This window comes from Duganella zoogloeoides (genome assembly GCF_034479515.1).
GTDB classification, from domain to species: Bacteria; Pseudomonadota; Gammaproteobacteria; order Burkholderiales; family Burkholderiaceae_D; genus Rugamonas; species Rugamonas zoogloeoides.
The window spans coordinates 2,902,440-2,921,754 of the sequence record NZ_CP140152.1 but is presented as its reverse complement, the minus strand read 5'-3'; the positions used below and the strand labels follow the sequence as shown (position 1 = coordinate 2,921,754).

At 65.4% G+C, this 19,315-nt stretch carries 13 protein-coding genes; 6 read left to right on the top strand and 7 right to left on the bottom strand.

Features of this window, described 5'->3' with window-relative positions; genetic code table 11:
* Positions 1-36: 36 nt before the first annotated feature.
* Positions 37-2,442 (bottom strand): outer membrane beta-barrel family protein, encoded by a 2,406-nt coding sequence (locus SR858_RS12905; RefSeq protein ID WP_019921205.1) that lies wholly within the window; start codon positions 2,440-2,442, stop codon positions 37-39.
* Between the two features lie 156 nt (positions 2,443-2,598).
* Here SR858_RS12905 and SR858_RS12900 point away from each other — a divergent pair, with 156 nt between their 5' ends.
* Genes SR858_RS12900 through SR858_RS12885 form a run of 4 tightly spaced genes read left to right on the top strand, consistent with a single transcriptional unit; the run spans position 2,599 to position 5,822 of the window.
* Positions 2,599-3,546 (top strand): phosphate acetyltransferase, encoded by a 948-nt coding sequence (locus SR858_RS12900; RefSeq protein WP_019921204.1) that lies wholly within the window; start codon positions 2,599-2,601, stop codon positions 3,544-3,546.
* A 3-nt stretch (positions 3,547-3,549) separates the two neighbouring features.
* Positions 3,550-4,743: an acetate/propionate family kinase gene (locus SR858_RS12895; RefSeq protein ID WP_019921203.1), complete on the top strand. Its 1,194-nt coding sequence runs from the start codon at positions 3,550-3,552 to the stop codon at positions 4,741-4,743.
* On the top strand, positions 4,740-5,516 hold the full coding sequence (fabI, locus tag SR858_RS12890; protein WP_019921202.1) for an enoyl-ACP reductase FabI: 777 nt from the start codon (positions 4,740-4,742) through the stop codon (positions 5,514-5,516). The genes SR858_RS12895 and fabI overlap by 4 nt, the downstream gene beginning before the upstream one ends.
* Before the next feature lie 18 nt (positions 5,517-5,534).
* Positions 5,535-5,822, top strand: a complete 288-nt coding sequence (locus SR858_RS12885) for a hypothetical protein (RefSeq protein ID WP_019921201.1) — start codon at positions 5,535-5,537, stop codon at positions 5,820-5,822.
* Here the strand turns inward: SR858_RS12885 and SR858_RS12880 are convergent.
* Together SR858_RS12880 and SR858_RS12875 are read right to left on the bottom strand one after the other, a co-directional pair.
* The gene (locus tag SR858_RS12880) at positions 5,819-8,002 is read right to left on the bottom strand and encodes a patatin-like phospholipase family protein (protein ID WP_019921200.1); all 2,184 of its coding nucleotides are present in this window, start codon (positions 8,000-8,002) and stop codon (positions 5,819-5,821) included. The two genes, SR858_RS12885 and SR858_RS12880, sit on opposite strands and share 4 nt — an antisense overlap.
* 65 nt (positions 8,003-8,067) lie before the next feature.
* A complete protein-coding gene (locus tag SR858_RS12875; RefSeq protein WP_019921199.1) occupies positions 8,068-9,786 on the bottom strand; it encodes an FAD-dependent oxidoreductase in 1,719 nt (572 codons plus the stop codon).
* Between the two features lie 203 nt (positions 9,787-9,989).
* Between SR858_RS12875 and SR858_RS12870 the strand changes: the two genes are divergently transcribed.
* Positions 9,990-13,163: a TonB-dependent receptor gene (locus SR858_RS12870; RefSeq protein ID WP_019921198.1), complete on the top strand. Its 3,174-nt coding sequence runs from the start codon at positions 9,990-9,992 to the stop codon at positions 13,161-13,163.
* An 8-nt stretch (positions 13,164-13,171) separates the two neighbouring features.
* Positions 13,172-14,200, top strand: a complete 1,029-nt coding sequence (locus SR858_RS12865) for a glycoside hydrolase family 43 protein (RefSeq protein ID WP_019921197.1) — start codon at positions 13,172-13,174, stop codon at positions 14,198-14,200.
* Positions 14,201-14,359: 159 nt separating this feature from the next.
* Here SR858_RS12865 and SR858_RS12860 read toward each other — a convergent pair whose 3' ends face one another.
* Genes SR858_RS12860 through SR858_RS12845 form a run of 4 tightly spaced genes read right to left on the bottom strand, consistent with a single transcriptional unit; the run spans position 14,360 to position 19,303 of the window.
* Positions 14,360-15,742 (bottom strand): FGGY-family carbohydrate kinase, encoded by a 1,383-nt coding sequence (locus SR858_RS12860; protein WP_019921196.1) that lies wholly within the window; start codon positions 15,740-15,742, stop codon positions 14,360-14,362.
* Positions 15,739-16,770, bottom strand: a complete 1,032-nt coding sequence (locus SR858_RS12855; protein WP_019921195.1) for an ABC transporter permease — start codon at positions 16,768-16,770, stop codon at positions 15,739-15,741. Before SR858_RS12855 ends, SR858_RS12860 begins: the two co-directional genes overlap by 4 nt.
* 14 nt (positions 16,771-16,784) lie before the next feature.
* Positions 16,785-17,786, bottom strand: coding sequence for an ABC transporter permease (locus SR858_RS12850; protein WP_019921194.1), 1,002 nt, complete (start codon positions 17,784-17,786; stop codon positions 16,785-16,787).
* On the bottom strand, positions 17,783-19,303 hold the full coding sequence (locus SR858_RS12845) for a sugar ABC transporter ATP-binding protein (protein WP_019921193.1): 1,521 nt from the start codon (positions 19,301-19,303) through the stop codon (positions 17,783-17,785). The genes SR858_RS12850 and SR858_RS12845 overlap by 4 nt, the downstream gene beginning before the upstream one ends.
* Between the last annotated feature and the right edge of the window lie 12 nt (positions 19,304-19,315).

Below are 19,315 nucleotides of genomic sequence, written 5' to 3'. Positions count from 1 at the left end.
ATGCCCGGCAAGCGCCTGGTTTGATTGCCTCAGGTGTCAGCGGCCGCCCGGCATCCTGGCGGGGGCTGTCCCCGCACCGGCATTCGACCCGGCTGCGGGCCGCGCCCCGGGATTGGCGCCACCGGCCCGGCGTGGTGGGGGCGTGGCGCCGCCGAAGCGGTAGCGCATGCCCAGGTACATAACGCGGCCGTCGTAGCGCCGCAGCGAGTTTTCCTTGAGCGTGCTGGTGTCGCTCATGAACGCCATCTTGTTGCCATTGAAGGCATCCTGTATGTCGAGCAGCAGGTCGAGGCGCGGCGTGTACGCGTGGCGCACGGTGAAGTTGAAGGTGGTGGTCGGTTCGCGGTAGCCCTGGCCCACCAGGGTGCGCCCCTGGGCATTGAGCATCGACTGCACGGTGGTCTGCGGCGTGAACTGGTAGCTCAATCGTACGCGTCCGCTCAGCGAATTGGTGGCGCGCCGGTTGCTTTGCCCGGTTTCGTCGAGGATGCGCTGCTCGCTGCGCGCCAGGTTGCCGCTGGCATTGAGCGTGAGCGTTGGCATCAGCTTGCCGCTGAGGCTGAATTCGAGGCCGCTGGCGGCAGAGCCGGGACCGTTGTCGCTGGTGGACAGCAGCACCGACTGGTTGATGAAGTAGCGGCGCGACAAAATGGCGTCGCTGTCCTTGCGGTAGTAGCCGCGTACATTGGCGTCCATGCCGAACAAACGGCTTTCGTAGCCCAGCTCGAACGAGTTGGTGCGCGTCGGTTTCAACTTCGTGTTCCCCGACCGCACATTGAATTCATCGAGATAGATCACGAACGGGTTCAGCTCGTAGTCGCCGGGTCGGCGCAGGCGATTGGCATAGGCAAAGCGCAGGTTGCTCTCGCTCGAGACCTTGTAGGTGGCGAACAGGCTCGGGATGTAGTTAACATAGCTGTTGTTGGCGCGCACGCCGGTAGTGACCTGGTTGATGTCGAGGTCGGTGTGCTCGACGCGCAAGCCGCCCATCGCGCCCCAGCGATCGTTCAACCGCGTCTGCCAGGTGCCGTACAGCGCGACGATGGTCTCGTCGAGCTGGAAGCGGTTGGTGCGCGTGCTGCTGACGGTTTCCACCTGGCTTTGCGGATTGATGTCGAAGTAACGGGCATCGATATCGTTGTGGGTGCTGACCGCCTTGAAGCCGGCCTTGACCATCGACTGGCCCACCGGGCGCTCGTAGTCGGCGGTGAAGTCGGCCACGCGCTTGTCGTTCAGGTTGGCCTGGCGCGCCTGGGCGTCGAGCCGGCCCGGCGGCCGCACGCTGTAGGTATTGGCGTAGGCGCTGTTGCTGCTGTTGTCCGCGCCGGACACGCGCAGGTCGAGTTTGAGCAGCTCGCCGTCGATATCGCCCTTGTGATCGAGCCGTCCGCCCCAGCTGTAGCCGGTGTTGTCGCCGCTGCGCCGGCTGCTGCGGCTGTAATCGCTGGTGACGACCGGGCGGCTGTCGGTGAGCACATACGAGTCAATGCCGCGATTGTCGTTGCTGCGCGCATTGTACGAGGCGCTTGCCTGCAGCGTGTCGCGCGCGTTCAGGTTGTAGGTCACTGCGCCGTTGATGCCGGCCGAGTCGTTGAGCCCCTCCTGGCGCGCGCGCTGCACCGTGTGCGAACGCTCGCCGGTGAATGGCGAAATGCGGTCGCGCACGATGTCGCCGGTGCTGTTACGGCCATCGTGGCGCACGTTGATGCTGCCCTGGACGCCCCATGGACCTTCGTTATAGGTGCCCGAGGCCGAGCTGTTGTACCGGCCGCCAGTACCGCCGTTAGCGCCCACCGAGGCCATGCCGCCCGGCTTGCGGTTGCGCCGCGTGACCAGGTTGAGGATCGGGCCGCCGCCGCCATCGGTGCCAAACTGGGCGCCGGGATTGTTGATCACCTCGATCGACTCCACGCTGTCGGCCATCATGGCGGCAAGGTTGGCGCCCCGGCTCTCGCCCTGCAACATCGCCGACGGCTTGCCATCGACCATGATCTGCACATTGGTGCTGCCGCGCAGCGTGACCGTGCCATCCGGATCGACCGCCACCGACGGCACCTTGTTGAGCGCATCGGCCACCGACGCATTGCTGGCGGCGGCATCGTCCTTGACGTCATAGACCTGGCGGTCGATGCGGTTGGTGGGGCGTTCGGCCGAGACCGTGACCGACGCTATGCCGGCGGCGGCGTCGGCTTCCGGTTCGGGCGGGTCGGCTTTGACTGTTTTCTCCTCTTTGTCCGCAGGTGCCGTATTTGGCACAGCGGCGGCGGCAGGCAACGCACCACGCACGGTCGTCGGACCGGCAGCAGGCAACGCCCCACGCGCGGCCGCAGGGAGGTCGCCAGGCCCGGCCGCAATGGGGGAAACTTGCGCAGAGGCCGAGGCGCTGGCGCACAGCAGTACCACGTTCGAGGCGCGGCGGATGGAATAGTTGATGGAAGGCATGACGCATACTAGCGCCTGCCCAAGCTGCCGAGTGCGCAACCGGCTGACAGTTTGTCGCTAGCACGCCGCAAGCAAGTATTGCCGCAGCGCAGCAATTTCGATTGCGTTTTTTGCACTATTGGTTATGATGGACGTTGATATCGCACAGGAGCAACGATGACTGTTACGCAAATTCCTCATCCGAACTACGACCGCCTGATCGACGCCGCCCGCAAATCGGGCCACGTCACGGTCGCCGTGGCCCACCCGTGCGACCGCAGCGCGCTCGAAGGCGTGCTCGACGCCACCCGGCTCGGGCTGATCGCACCGATCCTGGTCGGACCTGCGGCGCGCATCCGCCAGGTGGCCGACGAGGCTGGCCTCGACATCGCCGGCCTGCCCATCGAAGACACGCCGCACAGCCACGCCTCGGCCGCGCGCGCGGTGGAGCTGGTGCACGAGGGCCGCGCGGCCGTGCTCATGAAAGGCAGCCTGCACACCGACGAATTGATGGGCGCCGTGGTGGCCACGGCCACCGGCCTGCGCACGGCGCGCCGATTGAGCCACTGCTTCGTCATGGACGTACCGGGCCGGTCCGACCCGCTGATCATCACCGACGCCGCCGTCAACATCGTGCCCACGCTGACCGACAAGGTCGATATCGTGCAGAACGCCATCGACCTGGCCCACGTGCTGCGCTTCGACCCGGTACTGGTCGCCATCCTGGCGGCGGTGGAGACGGTCAGCGCCAAGATGCCTTCGACCATCGACGCTGCCGCGCTGTGCAAGATGGCCGACCGCGGCCAGATCACCGGCGCCATCCTCGACGGCCCGCTGGCCATGGACAACGCCATCGACCCGCACGCCGCCGCCATCAAGCACCTGGTCTCGCCGGTGGCGGGGCGGGCCAACGTGCTGGTCGCACCCGACCTGGAAGCCGGCAACATGCTGGCCAAGAGCCTGAGCTTCATGGCGGGCGCGGCGGCCGCCGGCATCGTCCTGGGCGCGCGCGTGCCGATCGTGCTCACCAGCCGCGCCGACACGGTGTCCGCGCGCCTGGCCTCGTGCGCGGTGGCGGTGCTGGTGGCCCACGACCGGCTGCGCAGCGCCAACGTGGTGGCCTGAACGATGAATTCCACGGACAGCATCGTCGTCATCAACGCCGGCTCGTCGAGCATCAAGTTCTCGCTCTACGATGGCGCCGCGCTCGAACTGGCCATGCGCGGCAAGATCGAGAACCTGTACGCGGGCGTGACCCGTTTCGTGGCGCAGGACGCCGCCGGCGCCGTCATCGACGAACACCGCTGGAGCGGCGGCGCGATCGACCACGCGGCGGGCATGCGCTTCCTGATCGACTTCGCGCAGTCGCACCTGGCCGGGCGGCGCGTGGTGGCCGTGGGTCACCGCATCGTCCACGGCGGTGTCGATTACAGCGGGCCGCAACTGCTGGACGCCGGCGTACTGGCGCAGCTCGATACCCTGGTGCCGCTGGCGCCGCTGCACCTGCCACACAACCTGGCCCCGGTACGCTCGATGTTCGCCATGGCGCCGCAGGTTCCGCAAGTGGGCTGCTTCGACACCGCCTTCCACACCGGCCAGCCGGCCGCAGCGCAGGCGTTTGCGCTGCCGGCCCGCATCACCGACCTCGGTATTCGCCGTTACGGCTTCCACGGCCTGTCGTACGAATACATTGCCGCCACGCTGCCGCAGGCCGATCCGCACCTGGCCAACGCCAAGGTGGTGGCCGCGCACCTGGGCAACGGCGCCAGCATGTGCGCCATGCGCGGCGGGTGCAGCGTGGCCAGCACCATGGGTTTTACCGCCGTCGATGGCCTGCCGATGGGCACGCGCTGCGGCGCGCTTGATCCCGGCGTGGTGCTTTACCTGATCGAAGAATTGGGCATGGATGTGGCGGCGGTACAAAAACTGCTGTACCAGGAGTCGGGCTTGCTGGGTGTGTCCGGCCTGTCGTCGGACATGCGCACGCTGGAACAAAGCGGCGATCCGCGCGCACAGGCGGCCATCGCGCTGCTGGTCTACCGCATCGGGCGCGAGCTCGGTTCGCTGGCCGCCGCCCTGGGCGGCCTCGACGCGCTGGTGTTCTCGGGCGGCATCGGCGAGAACAGCACGGCGCTACGCGCAGCGGTCTGCCGCGATGCTGCCTGGCTCGGCGTGCAGCTCGACGCCGCCGCCAACCACCGCAGTGGCGACGGCGTACGCCGCGTCAGCACCGCCGGCAGTCGCGTGCCCGTGTGGGTGGTGCCCGCCAACGAGGAACTGATGATCGCCCGCCACACCCTTGACATCCTGGAGCAGCAATGAATACCGAAACCGTTTATCCGATATTGGCCGGCAAGCGCGCGCTCGTCGTTGGCGTGGCCAACGAGCACTCGATCGCCTGGGGCTGCGCGCTGGCGTTCCGCAAGCTCGGTGCGGACGTGGTGCTGACGTATCTGAACGAGAAGGCGTATCCGCACGTGGCGCCGCTGGCCGCGGAGATCGACGCCCAGCTGCTGCCGCTCGACGTTACCCAGCCGGGTCAGCTGGAAGCGCTGTTTGCTGCACTGGCAGGCCAGGGGCCACTCGACATCGTGGTCCACTCGATCGCTTTTGCACCGAAGGCCGACCTGCAGGGCGGTCTGCTCGATTGTTCGCTCGACGGCTTCCTGCAGGCGATGGACGTGTCGTGCCATTCGTTCGTGCGCATGGCAAAACTGGCCGCGCCGCTGATGACCGGGGGCGGCACCTTGTTCGCCATGAGCTACCACGGCGCCAACAAGGTGGTCCCCAACTACAACGTGATGGGCCCGGTAAAGGCGGCGCTGGAGGCGGCATGCCGCTATCTCGCTTACGAGCTGGGACCGCAGGCGATCCGGGTCCACGCGATTTCGCCGGGGCCGCTGCAAACCCGGGCCGCATCGGGCCTGAAGGACTTCGACCGCCTGCTCAACGATGCGGTGGAACGCGCGCCGATCGGCGAACTGGTGGACATTGTCGATGTGGGCAACACCTGCGCCTATCTCGCATCGCCGTATGCGCACCGGCTTACCGGCAGCACGGTCTATGTGGACAGTGGCCTCAACATCGTCGCCTAACTATCAAGGAGTTTTACCGTGCAAATCATCTTGTCGGGCCTGCACTGCGATGCCTGTGAAACCAGCGTGACCGAAGGGCTGTCGCGCTTCCTGCACGTCAAGCACGTGCGCATGGTGCGCGAAGGAATAGAAGACAACCCCTGGGCGCTGATCGAGGTGGCCGATTCCTACGAGCGGGTATGGAACGTGTGCAACCAGCTGCGCGGCGTGTTCCATCGCGGTAAAGTCATCAAGCTGTACATCCCGCTGCACCAGGACGATGTCTATCACGACCTGGAACCGCACCAGCGCCTCGATATCCTTTAAGGGCGGCCGATCAGCAGGTACAGCGCGGTCTTGTTGCGCGACGTGCGCCCGGCGCCCAGGTAGAACGGTCCCAGCGGCGTATCGACGGCAAAGTACAGCGCATTGCTGCGCACCGTCTGCTCGCCGTCGATCGCGTCGAACGTGCCGCCCATGCGGCCCAGTTCGGCCGACAGGCCCAGGTAAGCGCCGTCGAGCAGGCCGGGACCGGAGATGCGGTAGTTGTAAATCAGGCTGCCATAGTGCAGGCTGTTGCCCACCAGTTCTCCCGTGCGGTAGCCCGATAATTTGAGGAAGCCGCCGAACGGGATCAGTTCGTGGTCGGGCAAGGGGCGGCCACCCATGCGGCGCTGCACTTCCACGTTGGCCTGCACCGAATGCGCGCCCGTGGCGACGGCTGCGCGGCCCGACAACGCCAGCTTGTTGTAATTGCTGTCGGCGCCCAGCGCCGTGCGCGACGAATACACCTGGGCATCTGCCTTGACGCCGGACCGGGGGAACCACAGGTGGTCGAGTGTGTCGGCGGACAGCCGCAGGCGCAAAGCGCCCAGGTTGGCGCGCGGGTACACGATCGATGGCGGCAGCACGCTGGTGTCGGGCAGCAGCCTGACGTGGCCGCGCACCACGCCGATGCGGGCTTCGCCCCACTGCGCCAGCGGCACCCCCAGGTCGATGCCGCCGGTGATGGCCTCGCGCCGGTAGCGCAGCAGGCGCTGGCCCTGCGAGTACACGTCGAGCGGGGTGCGCTCGCCGCCCAGGTAGGCGCTGGCAAACAGCCGCTGGGCGGGCGTGAGCGGTTGCAGCCACTCCGTGCTCAGGCGGTCGGTGTGGCCGATTTCCAGTTCGTTGCGCCACTCGCCTCCCAGCGCGTTGAGCCAGGTCCAGCGGTGCGAAGCGCGCAGCGAGAAGAACGAGTCGCCCTCGAAATCGGTGGAGACGCCCAGGCCCAGCCGGAGGTATTGCGGCCCCCATGATTTTTCGGTCACCGTGGTGGTCAGTGCGTGGCTGCCGTCGGGCAGCAGCGTGACCGCATAGCTCACATGTTCGAAGTCGCCCTTGCCGTACAGTCGGCGCATGTCGCGGTCGGCCCGGGCCGGATCGAACAACTGGCCGGCGCGGGTTTCCTGCATCGCGGCCAGCGAGTCGGCCGGGACGCGCCGGGCGCCCGCCACGCGCACCTCCTTGAGCAGCACGCCCTTGAGCGGCGGCGCGCCGTGGCGGTGCTGCGCCAGCAATGCATAATCGCGTTCGGCTACCGCGTAGCGTTGCAGGGCAGGGGCCGCAGCCTGGCCGGCCGCCAGGCCTTGCGCCTCGGCCTCGCGCAGCATGTCGAAGTTCGCCGCCTGGATCGCTGCCAGGTTCGGCGTGATCAGCACATCGCGGTCGCCGAGCTGCGCCAGCGAGACGCGCACATTCGTGTTGGTGAGCAGCCGCGTCATCTGGTCCGACATCGAGAGCACCGACTTGATCTCGTCGCGGCGCAGCAGCGGCGTGCCGATGTTGACGGCGATGACCACGTCGGCGCCCAGGGCGCGCGCCACATCGACCGGCAGGTTGCGTGCCACGCCGCCATCGACCAGCAGGCGACCGTCGATCTCCACCGGGTTGATCACCGCCGGAATGGCCATGCTGGCGCGGATCGCCTGCGCCAGGTTGCCGCTGGCCAGCACCACCATCTGGCCGTCGCTGACATCGGTGGCAATGGCACGGAACGGAATCGGCAGGTGATCGAAATTGGTGGTGGACTGGCGTGCAGTCAGCCGCCGCAGCACGGCTTCGAGCGCCACGCCCGACACGGCGCCCTTCGGCAGGGCCAGCCCCTGCGGACCGATGCCGATTTCCGGTCCGACGTAGCTGCCGCTATTGTCGGCCTTGCGGGTAACCGAGAGGTCGCGCCGGTCGACGTCGTGGAACAGGTTGGCGGTGCTGAGCGTTTGCATTTCGCGCTCGATGTCCGCCAGCGGCATGCCGCTGGCATATGCCGCACCAACGATGGCGCCGGCGCTGGTGCCCACGATGATGTCGATCGGGATGCGCTGCTGTTCCAGCGCCTTGAGTACGCCGAGGTGGGCGCCGCCGCGCGCGCCGCCACCGGAAAGCACCAGCGCGATGCGGGGCCGCTCGGCTGCCTGCAGCAGCGGGGCAGCGAGCGAGAATATGAGCAGAACAAGGGGTAGGCGCATGCGCCGACTCTAGCATGCAGTTATCGTTCGGGCAATATGCGCGCCAGCGCGAGGTTCATCGCGCGTCAGCTCTTTTCCTGCAAGCGCGCCAAAAAGCCGTGAATCTGCGACACCACGGCCGCGCCTTCGCCCACGGCCGCCGCTACCCGCTTGGTGGAATCGGCGCGCACGTCGCCGATGGCAAATACTCCGGGCACGCTGGTTTCCAGGCTGGCGACGGGGCGGTCGCGGCCCCGTTCATGCGAGCGATCACCGCTTTGATCATTATTGTGATCATGTCGCGCCAGCGCGTCATGCCCGGTCAAAATAAACCCGTTGTCATCGACCGCCACGCCGCAGTCGTCGAGCCAGCCGGTGTTGGGATCGGCGCCGATGAACAGGAACACGCGGTTGATGGCGTAATCGTGTTCAGCGTCTTGCTGCCGGTCGCGCACCTTGACCCGGGTCAGGCCCTCGTCGTCGTTGCCGTCGAGTTCCACGATTTCGGACTGCGTGTGCAGCACGATGTTGGGCGTGGCGGCAATGCGCTCGATCAGGTAGGTGGACATGGTATCGACCAGGCTGTCGCGGCGGATCAGCATGTGCACGCGGGCTGCGTGCGCCGACAGGTACACGGCGGCCTGGCCGGCCGAATTGCCGCCGCCGACCAGGATCACTTCGGCATCGGCGCATAAGCCGGCTTCGAGCGGCGAGGCCCAGTAGTACACGCCCTTGCCTTCGAAGCGCGACAGGTTGGCCAGGGCTGGGCGGCGGTAGCGCGCACCGCACGCCACCACCACGCTGCGCGCGCGCAGCCGTTGCAGGCTGCCGCACATTTCCACTTCCAGCGGCCGGACGTCGCACAGCAGCCGGCCAGCCGGCGCCGGTATCGCCATCTCCACGCCGAATTTTTTCGATTGCACGTAGGCGCGACCGGCCAGCGCGCGGCCCGAAATGCCGGTGGGGAAGCCCAGGTAGTTTTCGATGCGCGCGCTGGCGGCGGCCTGGCCGCCATAGGCGCGGGTTTCCAGGGCCAGTACCGACAACCCCTCCGACGCCGCATACACGGCAGTGGCCAGGCCGGCCGGACCGGCGCCCACCACGATCACATCCCATACCTGGTCGGAGTCGAGCGCGGGCAGGGTGCCCAGGCGCCGTCCCAGTTCGACGATGGTCGGATTTTTCTGCACGCTGCCATCGGGGAACACCACCAGCGGCCAGTCGTTGGCCTGCGGGTTGTGGCGTGCGCACAACGCCCGTGCCTGCTCAGTGGCCTGCGGGTCGAGCACCTTGTGCGGCTGGCCATTGCTGGCAAGCCAGCCGCGCAGAGCGTGCATTTGGGAATTATTGTTGGGTGATAGCAACACCGGTCCGCACGCCGCACTTTCCATCAATTCGACGCGCCGCAATATGAAAGCGCGCACGATCCGTTCGCCCAGTTCGGCCTCCGCCACCAGCAGTGCGCGCAGCGCGACTGTGGTGAGCACCAGCACTTCCACCCGGCCCACGGCATGGCCGTTGACCAGCGTGGGCGCATCGGACAACTGGCTCATTTCGCCGGCAAATTCGCCGGCGCCGTGCTCGGTGACAAGCGAGCTGTTACCGAGGCCGTCATAGCGGCTGATGCGGATTCTGCCGTGCACCACCACCATCAAACCGAACTTGCTGCGACCGGCTTCGAACAGCATGGCGCCGTCGTCGAACGCGGCGCGCACGCCGAAGCGTTCCATGCGTTTGAGTTCCGCCGGCGCGATGGTGGGCAGCGCTTGAGCGGTGCGTGATTGGAAGGTGTCGGGGAGTGTCATTGCGCCAGTGTAGCGCGGTTTTATGGTGCGTTGCCAGATGCGAAAGTGGGAGAGTCGGTCGCTCGATGGTGACAATCAGTGATCATCATTTTGATTCTTTGAGCGTTTCATGATTTTTATCCGCAAGTGACAACTAGAATGCGATCACAAGCTGATCATAAAACCAAGGCCACCCGAGGGCCATGACACAAATGGAGACCATAGTGACTCATCAGTACCAAGCCTCTCACAGCAATACCACCCGCCGCGTGATCGTCAGCGCCGTTGCTTCCGCACTGGCCACCCTCATGGCTGGCAATGCCGCCATGGCGCAAACCGCCGACGCTGCCGCTACTGCCGCCACTGCCGACAACGCGCAGGCTGCGCGTTCGCCGTCCGACGTCGCCCCGACCAACGTGGTGACCGTGGTCGGTACCCGCAAATCGGTGGCCTCGGCAATCGACCGCAAGATCCGCAACGCCACCATCTCCGATTCGCTGGTGGCCGAAGACATCAATCAATTCCCTGACAAAAACGTGGGCGAGGCGCTGTCGCGCATCACCGGCGTGCAGCTGACCCGCGACTTCGGCGAGGGCTCGCAAATCTCGATCCGCGGCGTTGAGCCCGACCTGAACCGCGTGGAAGTGAACGGCATGTCGGTGCTGGGCACCAACGGCAACGCCGGTCGCGGCGCCGAGCTGCGCGAACTGGCGTCCGAACTGATTGGTTCGATCGACGTGTACAAGGGCAGCACCGCCGACCTGACCGAAGGCGGCGTGGGCGGCACCGTGGTGATCACCACACGCAAGCCGCTCGACTTCAAGAAATTCACGGTCGCCAGCTCGCTGGCCGCCGAGCACTCGACCAGCCGTGGCGGCGTGCAGCCGCGCGGCAGCCTGTTGATCGCCGACCAGTACCTCGATGGCAAACTGGGGGTGATGGCCAACATCGTCTACGACGATGTGCGCACCCGTAACGATTACTCGCGCAACACCACCTGGCGCTTCCTGCGCGACTGGGATTTCTCGCCTGAGAAAACCGTCAATTCGCTCGATCCGGCAGTCGCTGCCGTCGGTTCCGCCGCTGGTTGCGCCACCGCTGCCGGTTTGACCGCTGCCCAGAAAACCGCGTGCAGCCAGCAATGGTACGACTACTCGCCAGGCACGCCGCGCTACGGCATCTGGACCCGCGACCACAAGCGTTCGTCGGTCGAGCTGACCGCGCAGTACAAGGTCAGCAACGAAATGAAAGCGTTCGTCAGCTACCAGGGCAACCGCCAGGACCAGCGCCTGAATGATCGTAACTTCGGCACCGATTTTTCCAACGTCAACCGCCTGGCCAATGCCGGCCGCGCACCGGTGTACGCCGCCAACGGCACCACCACCACGGCCGGTACCTGCCTGCCGGCATCGACCACCACCACGCCAGCCGGCGTGACCGTGGAAAACCACTACGTCACCGGTTACACCGTCGGCAGCTGCAACTACGTGGCAGGCCAGGGCGGCCAGGGCGCCTTCAGCACCTCGGCGCGCGACTTCAAGCTCAAGATCGATTCCAACTACGCTACCACCGGTTTCAACTACAAGGATGGTCCGCTGGAAGTAGACGGCCTGGCCGGACGTTCGCGTTCGACCTATCACAACGAGACCAACAGCATCGTCCTGACGCAGAACGCGCCGGGCCTGAAAGTGTCGCTCGATTCGCAAGGCTTGCCGCACTTCGACTTCCCGGCCGGTTACTCGCCGGACGATGCCAGCTCGTACGTGAAGGCCGAACTGCAATACCGTCCTTACGAAACCAAGAACGCCGAAGACCAGGTGAAACTGGACCTGAAATACCGCTTGACCACGCCATTCTTCACCAAGCTGTGGGCCGGTGGGCAGGCGCGTAAGTCGGAAGCCCAGCGTTACAACGGCGGCGGCTACCTCGCCAGCGGCGGCGCCGACCTGGTCAGCACGGCTGACGATATCTCGGTGCGCGGCGCCAACATCAACCAGACTATCACCTACGATCCATACAACACGGGCGCGGTGCGCGGCCCGGACAGCAACACCTTCATCAACGGCAACTACTCGAGCACGTACGTTACGGCTGCCAAGATGCAGGAGCTGATCAACGCCGTGCGCGGCACGTCGCCAGGCACCTTCTTCGGTGGCTACGACAAGATCTCGAACATTCCGTCGGGCTGGATGTCGCCGGTATACAACGCTGCCAAGCCGTACTTCGACACGTCGAACTTCAACTTCAACAACGTCTATAACGCCATCGGCAGCGACGGCAAGATGTACCCGCAAGTGCCAGCCTACATGGTCGATGAACGCGTGCGTGCCGCCTACATCCGTGCCGACTTCGACACCGAACTGGCCGGCCACCAGATCTGGGGCAATATCGGTGTGCGTTACACCGGCACCAAGACCGATGCCAGCGGCTCGCAATCGATCAAGGTCCGTATCCAGAATCCGACCGGCGCTCCCGGCACCTCGGTGGACCGCGATCTGAGCTACGGCACCTCCACCGTCAAGGGCAAGTACAACGACTACCTGCCGAGCTTCAACTTGATGGCATGGGCGATTCCGGACCAGTTCATGGTGCGTTTCGGCCTGTCGAAAGTGATGTCGCGTCCCCGCATCGACCTGCTGGCACCGAACGTCGCCTGTATCATCGGCAGCGGCGACCCGACCTTCGGCGGCGACGGCTCCGACGATTGCTCGGCCGGCAACCCTAACCTGAAACCGTTCCGCGCCAAGAACACCGACCTGAGCTTCGAGTACTACCCGAGCGCCGACAGCCAGTTGAGCATGGGCCTGTTCAAAAAGGATATCTCCAGCTACATCCTGGAAAAACAGGTCGTCAAAAACGTGGACCTGCTGGGCGACGGCCGCCGCTTCGACGTGACCACCGCCCTCAACGGCGAAGGCGCCACCACCAAGGGTGTGGAACTGACCGCGCGCACCGCGTTCACCTTCCTGCCAGGCTGGATGAGCGGCTTCGGCGGCGATGTCAACTACACCCGCATGAGCTACGACTATGCCAAGGGTACCGAACGCATCAATCCGCTCGACGGTTCGATCCTGCCGTACGCCGGCCTGTCGAAAAACAGCTACAACGCCGCACTGTGGTATGACCTGGGCAAGATCAACGCCCGCCTGGCCTATAACTACCGCGACCGTTTCTACACCGGCACCAACGACGTTTCCGGGAACCCGAACTTCCAGGAAAAGACCGGTTTCCTGGACGCGAAGTTCCAGTACCGTTACAGTGACAACGTAACGATCTCGATCGAAGGCAAGAACCTGACCAAGGAATCGCAGATCACCGACGCCGGTGACCTGTACCGCGTCAACGAACTGGCCTGGTCGGGACGCCGTTACTTCTTCACCGTGTCGATCAAAAACTAAGGAGACCCATGGCGCAAGTACCATTTGCGCGCGGACTCAAAACGGTGGCCCTCGCGGCCGCCGTTTTTTCGTTTGCGCAGAACATTGCAGTTGCAGCAGAACCGACCTTCAACAACCCGCTGGTCAAACACCGTGCCGACCCGCAGGTGGCGCTGCACGGCGACGGCTATTACTACTACACGGCCACCGTGCCCGAGTACGACCGCATCGAAATCCGCCGCGCGCGCGCGCTCAACGACCTCGGTGCGGCCGAAGCCAAGGTGGTATGGCGCAAGCACGCCAGGGGCGAGATGGGCGCCCACATCTGGGCCCCGGAGATGCACCATATCGACGGTAAATGGTATATCTACTTTACCGCCGGCCGGTCCGATGCGGTCTGGGAGATCCGCCTGTACGTGCTGGAAAACGCCTCGCCCAACCCCCTGGAAGGCGAATGGAAGGAACTGGGGCAGTTGAAGACGGGCTGGGAATCATTCGCGCTCGACGCCACTACGTTCGCGCTCGACGGCAAGCGCTACCTGGCCTGGACCCAGCGCGGGCAGGACACGAAAATCCACGCCACCAATATCTACCTGGCGCAGATGGATACGCCGTGGTCGATCACCGGCCCGGCGGTGCTGCTGTCCAAGCCCGAGTATGCGTGGGAAAAAGTGAAACACGACGTCAACGAGGCGCCGGCGGTGATCGTCAGGAACGGCCGCGTGTTCATGACCTACTCGGCCAGCGCCACCGATGCCAACTACGCCTTGGGCCTGCTCACCGCGCCGGTGGGAGCGAACCTGCTTGATGCGGCCTCATGGAAAAAATCACCAGTGCCGGTGTTTGCCAGCAGCGAAAAGAACAGCCAGTACGGTCCGGGGCACAACTCGTTTACGACCACGCCCGATGGCAAGACCGATATCCTGGTGTACCACGCGCGTAATTTCCGCGATATCGTGGGGGAGCCGCTGAAGGATACCAACCGCCATACGCGGGCGCAGGTGCTGCACTGGAATAAAGATGGGACGCCGGACTTCGGGGTGCCGGTGGCGGATTGAGACCGCGACAGCTTCAGGTGCGTCATCCCCGCGAAAGCGGGGATCCATGCGTCCGTTGGGCAGTGTTGGCAAAGCTTGTGCCATAGCGCCACTCTGATGTTCTATGGATCCCCGCGTGCGCGAGGATGACGGAGCCGAGGACCCGGGTTACGTCGGGAGTTACAGCGCCGCCAGCCAGTTCATACGATACTTGCTCCAGCCATTCAACTGCAAAGGCGCCGCCACCGAACTGGCCACCGCCGGCGCACTGCCCCAGTGATGCAGCATCCAGCCGCCGCACGTGGTGCCGCTGGTGTCATCGGTGCTGCTGATGGCCTGGCCCGGCCGCAAGGCGGCGAGCAGCGGCGCGAACCACGGGTTGCCCGTGTAACTGCCTTCCACCACCACGGCGCCATCGGCGCCCAGCTGTTCGAGACAGTAGTCCGAGACCAGCACGCAATACAGCGTGGCCAGCGCATACCGCTGGCGCGCGTCTGCCGGTGCCGGGCCGGTAATGGTCCCGGTGCGGCCGGCAAACGGCCCGCCAGCCTGCGAGAAGCAGGGCAGGGCCATGGTCTGCTGGTCGATCAGCTGCTGCAAATCTTCCACGGTACAGGTCTGCGCCTCGGCGCCGGCCAGTTCGCCGAACTCGCGCCCGCCCATGAAGCGGATGCAGGCCACGGCCTGGCCCAGCGCATTGGTATTGGCCAGCATGTCCGACTGCTCGCGCAAGCCGCTCAAAGGTTTGCCCGGCGCGGCGGCGATCACCCAGGTGCCGGTGGAGAGCACCGCCGGCTGCGGCGCGCCATCGATGGCCGCCAGGTGGCGCAGCAGCGAGGCATTGCTGTCATGGATGCCGCAGATCACGCGGCACGTGGCCGGCAAGCCGGTGCGCTCCAGCAGCTCCGCTTTCAACGGCCCCAGTGGAGCCCACGCCGGCTGCAATGGCGGGAACAGCGCATTCCACCCCATGCGTTCGACCAGTTGCGAATATTGCTGGCGCGCTGGTTGCCACAAGTCGGTATGGCAGCCGAGCGACGTCACTTCGCTGGCCGCCACACCGGACAAACGCCAGGCCCAGTACTGCGGATACATGAGGATGTGGTTCGCTTGCGCAAATTCGGCCGGGAAGGTCTGCGCCTGCCACGCCAGCTGGCGGCCCAGGTTGAGGCCTGCGGGCAGCAGCGGCGAATTGGTGGTGTCGTAGGCCGGGCGCAGCGCGCGGTAGCTCGCTGCCTGCGCGGCCGGCGGTTCGAACTCATAATCGAGCACCGGCAGCACCAGGCCTTCGTCATCGACCAGCGCGGCGGTGGCGCCGTGCGTGACCGGGACGATGGCGCCGATGGTGGCCAGGCTTGAGAACTCGCGCATGCCGTCCTGCATCCAGTGCCAGATACGCTCGACGTCGTGGTGCGGATACGGTCCGTCGTTTAAGATCGTGTTGGGGCTGCGCCGTTCGGCCAGCACCGCGCCGGCGGCGTCCAGCAATACCAGCTTGACGTTGGTTTTGCCGATGTCGAGGACGATGGTCGCGTCATTGTTTGTGTCATTGGCCGCCGTCATTTGGCGATCCTCTTGCCGCGCAACAGGCGGGGCAGGGCGATGGTCACCAGCAGCAGGATGCCGACCACGATGGTCATGTAAATGCCGGGGATGTTCGCCAGCGACAGGCCGTAGGTGACGGTGCCCAGGGTGAGCACCGCCAGCAGCACGCCGCCGATGGTGCCGGCGCCGCCGGCAATGCTCACGCCACCCAGGATCACCATGGTGATCACTTCCAGTTCCCAGCCCATGGCGATGTTCGGGCGGGTACTGCCGATACGTCCGGTCAGGAACCACGCGGCCAGGCCGGCCATGGCGCCGGTCAGCATGAACAGGCCGAGGCGGTAGCTGTCCACGGGAATCCCGGAGAAGCGCGCGGCCACCGGGTTGTTACCGATCGCGTACACGCGGCGGCCCCAGGTCGTGCAGTGCAGGAAGCCGGCAAACAGCAGCGCGAACACCAGCAGCACCACGAACTCGCGCGGGATGAAGCCGAAGAAGTAGCCCTGGCCCCAGTCGGTCATCAGCTGCGGGTAGCCGGTAAAGGCTTTGTCGCCGAGCACCACGCTGGCCAGGCCGCGGAACAGCGACACGGTGCCAATGGTAACCACGATCGACGGCAGCTTGTAGCGCGTGACCATGATGCCATTGAGCCAGCCGCAGGCCGTGCCGGTGGCAATCGCGATCGGCAGCAGCACTTCGGGCGGGGCGCCGTTGGTGTGCGCCAGGCCGATCGCCACCGACGACAGCGCCAGGATGCCGGACACCGAGATGTCGATCTCGCGGCAAATGATCAACAAGGCCATCGGCAGCGCGATCATCGCCTTTTCGCTGAAGTTGAAGGTGCCGTCGGCCAGGTTGTACATGTCGAGGAAGTGCGGCTGGACGATGGCGCAGATGGTAAACGCGGCCACGAACAGCAACGCCAGCATGCTTTCCCAGCTGCCCAGCGCCGCGCCGAGGCGGAAGTTCTGGCGGTCGGCGATGATGTAGCGCGAGGTGGAGGCGGTCGGCTTGTCGGCGGCCGGATCTTTTACTTCAGTGGACATGACGGTACTCGTATTCACGCGGCGCTCCCTTGAGCGTTAGCTTTGTTCAGATGCAGGGGCAGAATCTGGCGCCCGCCGGTTTTGCCGTTGCGGGCATTGATCAGGACCGCAGTCAGGATCACCACGCCGGTCAGCGCGCTTTGCCAGAATGGCGATACTTTCACCACCGGCAGGGCGTTGCCGATCACAGCCAGGAACAGGCCGCCCAGCACCGCGCCAGCCACGCTGCCGCTGCCGCCGGCGATGCTCACGCCGCCGATCACGCAGGCAGCGATCACGGTAAATTCGAAGCCGTAGGCAATCTCGGTGTAAGCGACCGCGTAGCGCGCCACCCACAGGTAGCCGCACAGGCCGGCGACAGCGCCGGAAATGCCGTAGGTCCAGAACAGGCGCTTGGCGATCGGGATGCCGACGTAGCGGGCCGAGGCCGGGGCGTTGCCGACTGCGTACAGGTCGCGGCCGAAGCGGCTGTGCATGGCGATGTACCAGAACACCAGGATGGTGAGCCCGGCAATCCAGACCAGGTTGGTCACGCCAAGGAAGCGCGACAGGGGAAACGCGATGAACTCGGGCGGCATCTGGTGCGACGACACCCAGGCGCCGCCGGACAGCACGAACACCAGGCCGCGATACACGCTCATGGTGCCCAGCGTGACCACGATGGGCGCCAGGTCCAGGTAGCCGATGAGGTAGCCGTTGACCAGGCCCAGTACCAGGCCGATGGCCACGGCGACAAGCATCACCACCGGCAGCGGCAGTTCCGGGAAGCGCACGGCCAGCAGCGCCGACATCATGCCCGACAGCGCCAGGGTGGAAGCAACCGACAGGTCGATGCCACGGGTGACGATGACCAGCATCTGCGCCAGCGCCAGCATGATCAACAGGGTGCTGTCGGTGAGCAGGTTACCCAGGCTGGAGCTCGAGACGAACACCGGCGCGCGCGAACCGACCAGGGCGATCAGCACCACGATCGAAATCGCCAACTGCGTTTCGCGCATTTTCAAGATCTCTTTCACGCGCAGTCCTCCGCCAGTTCGTTGCCAGATGCGGCGGAGACGATCATTTCCGGCGTCGCCTCGCCACGGTTGAATGTATGTTCGATGCGACCCTGGTGCATGACCACGATGCGGTCGGCCAGGCCCATCACTTCAGGCAGCTCGGACGAGACCAGGATCACGGACAGGCCCTTGCTCACCAGCTCACCGATAAAGCGGTGCACGGCGGCCTTGGAGCCGATGTCGATGCCCTTGGTCGGTTCGTCGAGGATGATGACCTTGGGGTTGGTGGCCAGCCATTTGCCGAGTACCACCTTCTGCTGGTTGCCGCCCGAGAGTTCGGAGACGTTTTGCGTCAGGTATGCAGCTTTCAGTTCCAGCTGTTCGGCGAAGTGGCGGGCGATCTTGTTTTCCTCGGCGCGGCGACCGCGCAGGAAGAAGCCGACCTTGGACAGGATCGGCAGGGTAATGTTCTGCAGGATGGGCAGCGTCAGGTGCGCGCCCTGGTGCTGGCGGTCTTCGGGCACGTAGGCGATGCCGTGGCGGATGGCGTCGGCGGCGCAGGTCACGCATACCGGCTTGCCGTCGAGGCGCACATTGCCGCGCACCTGGGTGGACAGGCCGAACAGCGCCTGCATCACCTCGGAGCGGCCTGCGCCTACCAGGCCGTAAAAGCCGAGAATTTCGCCGCGCCGCAGCTCGAAGCTGACGTTATCGAATTCGGTAGGATGGCACAGGTTTTCCACCGACAGCAGCACTTCGCCGGGCGTGACGTCCGCCTTCGGATAGGCCTGCTTGACGGTACGGCCGACCATCAGGGCGACCAGTTCCTGCTCGGTGATGTCGGCCAGCGCGCCTTCGGCGATGAACTGGCCGTCGCGCAGCACGGTATAGCGGTCGGCGACTTCGTAAATCTCGTCGAACTTGTGCGAGATGAAGATGACCGCAGTGCCGGCGTCGCGCAACTGGCGGATGATGCGATAGAGCTCGCGGATCTCGCGCTGCGACAGCGACGCCGTCGGCTCGTCGAGAATCACCACGCGCGCATCTTGCGACAGGGCGCGGGCGATTTCCACGAAGTGGCGCTGCGCCACGGACAGGTCTTTTACCCGAGCGCGCACCGGCAGTGCTACTTCCAGGCGTTCGAACAGCTTCTCGGCTTCGGCCTCGATGCGGCTCCAGTCGACGCGCCCGGAAGCGCCGCGACAGGGCTGGCGCCCCACGTAAATGTTTTCCGCCACCGTCAATTCGTCGAACATCACCGTTTCCTGGTGCACGGCGGTGACGCCCGCTTTCATCGCATCCTGGGCATTGGCGAACTTGACCGGCTGGCCGGCCAGTTCGATGGTGCCCTCGTCGGGACGATAGATGCCGGTCAAGGTTTTGACCAGGGTGGACTTACCCGCGCCGTTTTCGCCGATCAGCGCCATCACTTCACCGGCCCGTACCGACAGGGCGACGTTGTTGAGGGCGACGATGCCGGCAAAGCGCTTGCAAATCCCGGTCAGTTGCAGGACCGGGGTTGTATTCATATCCATGGGGCTGTTCCA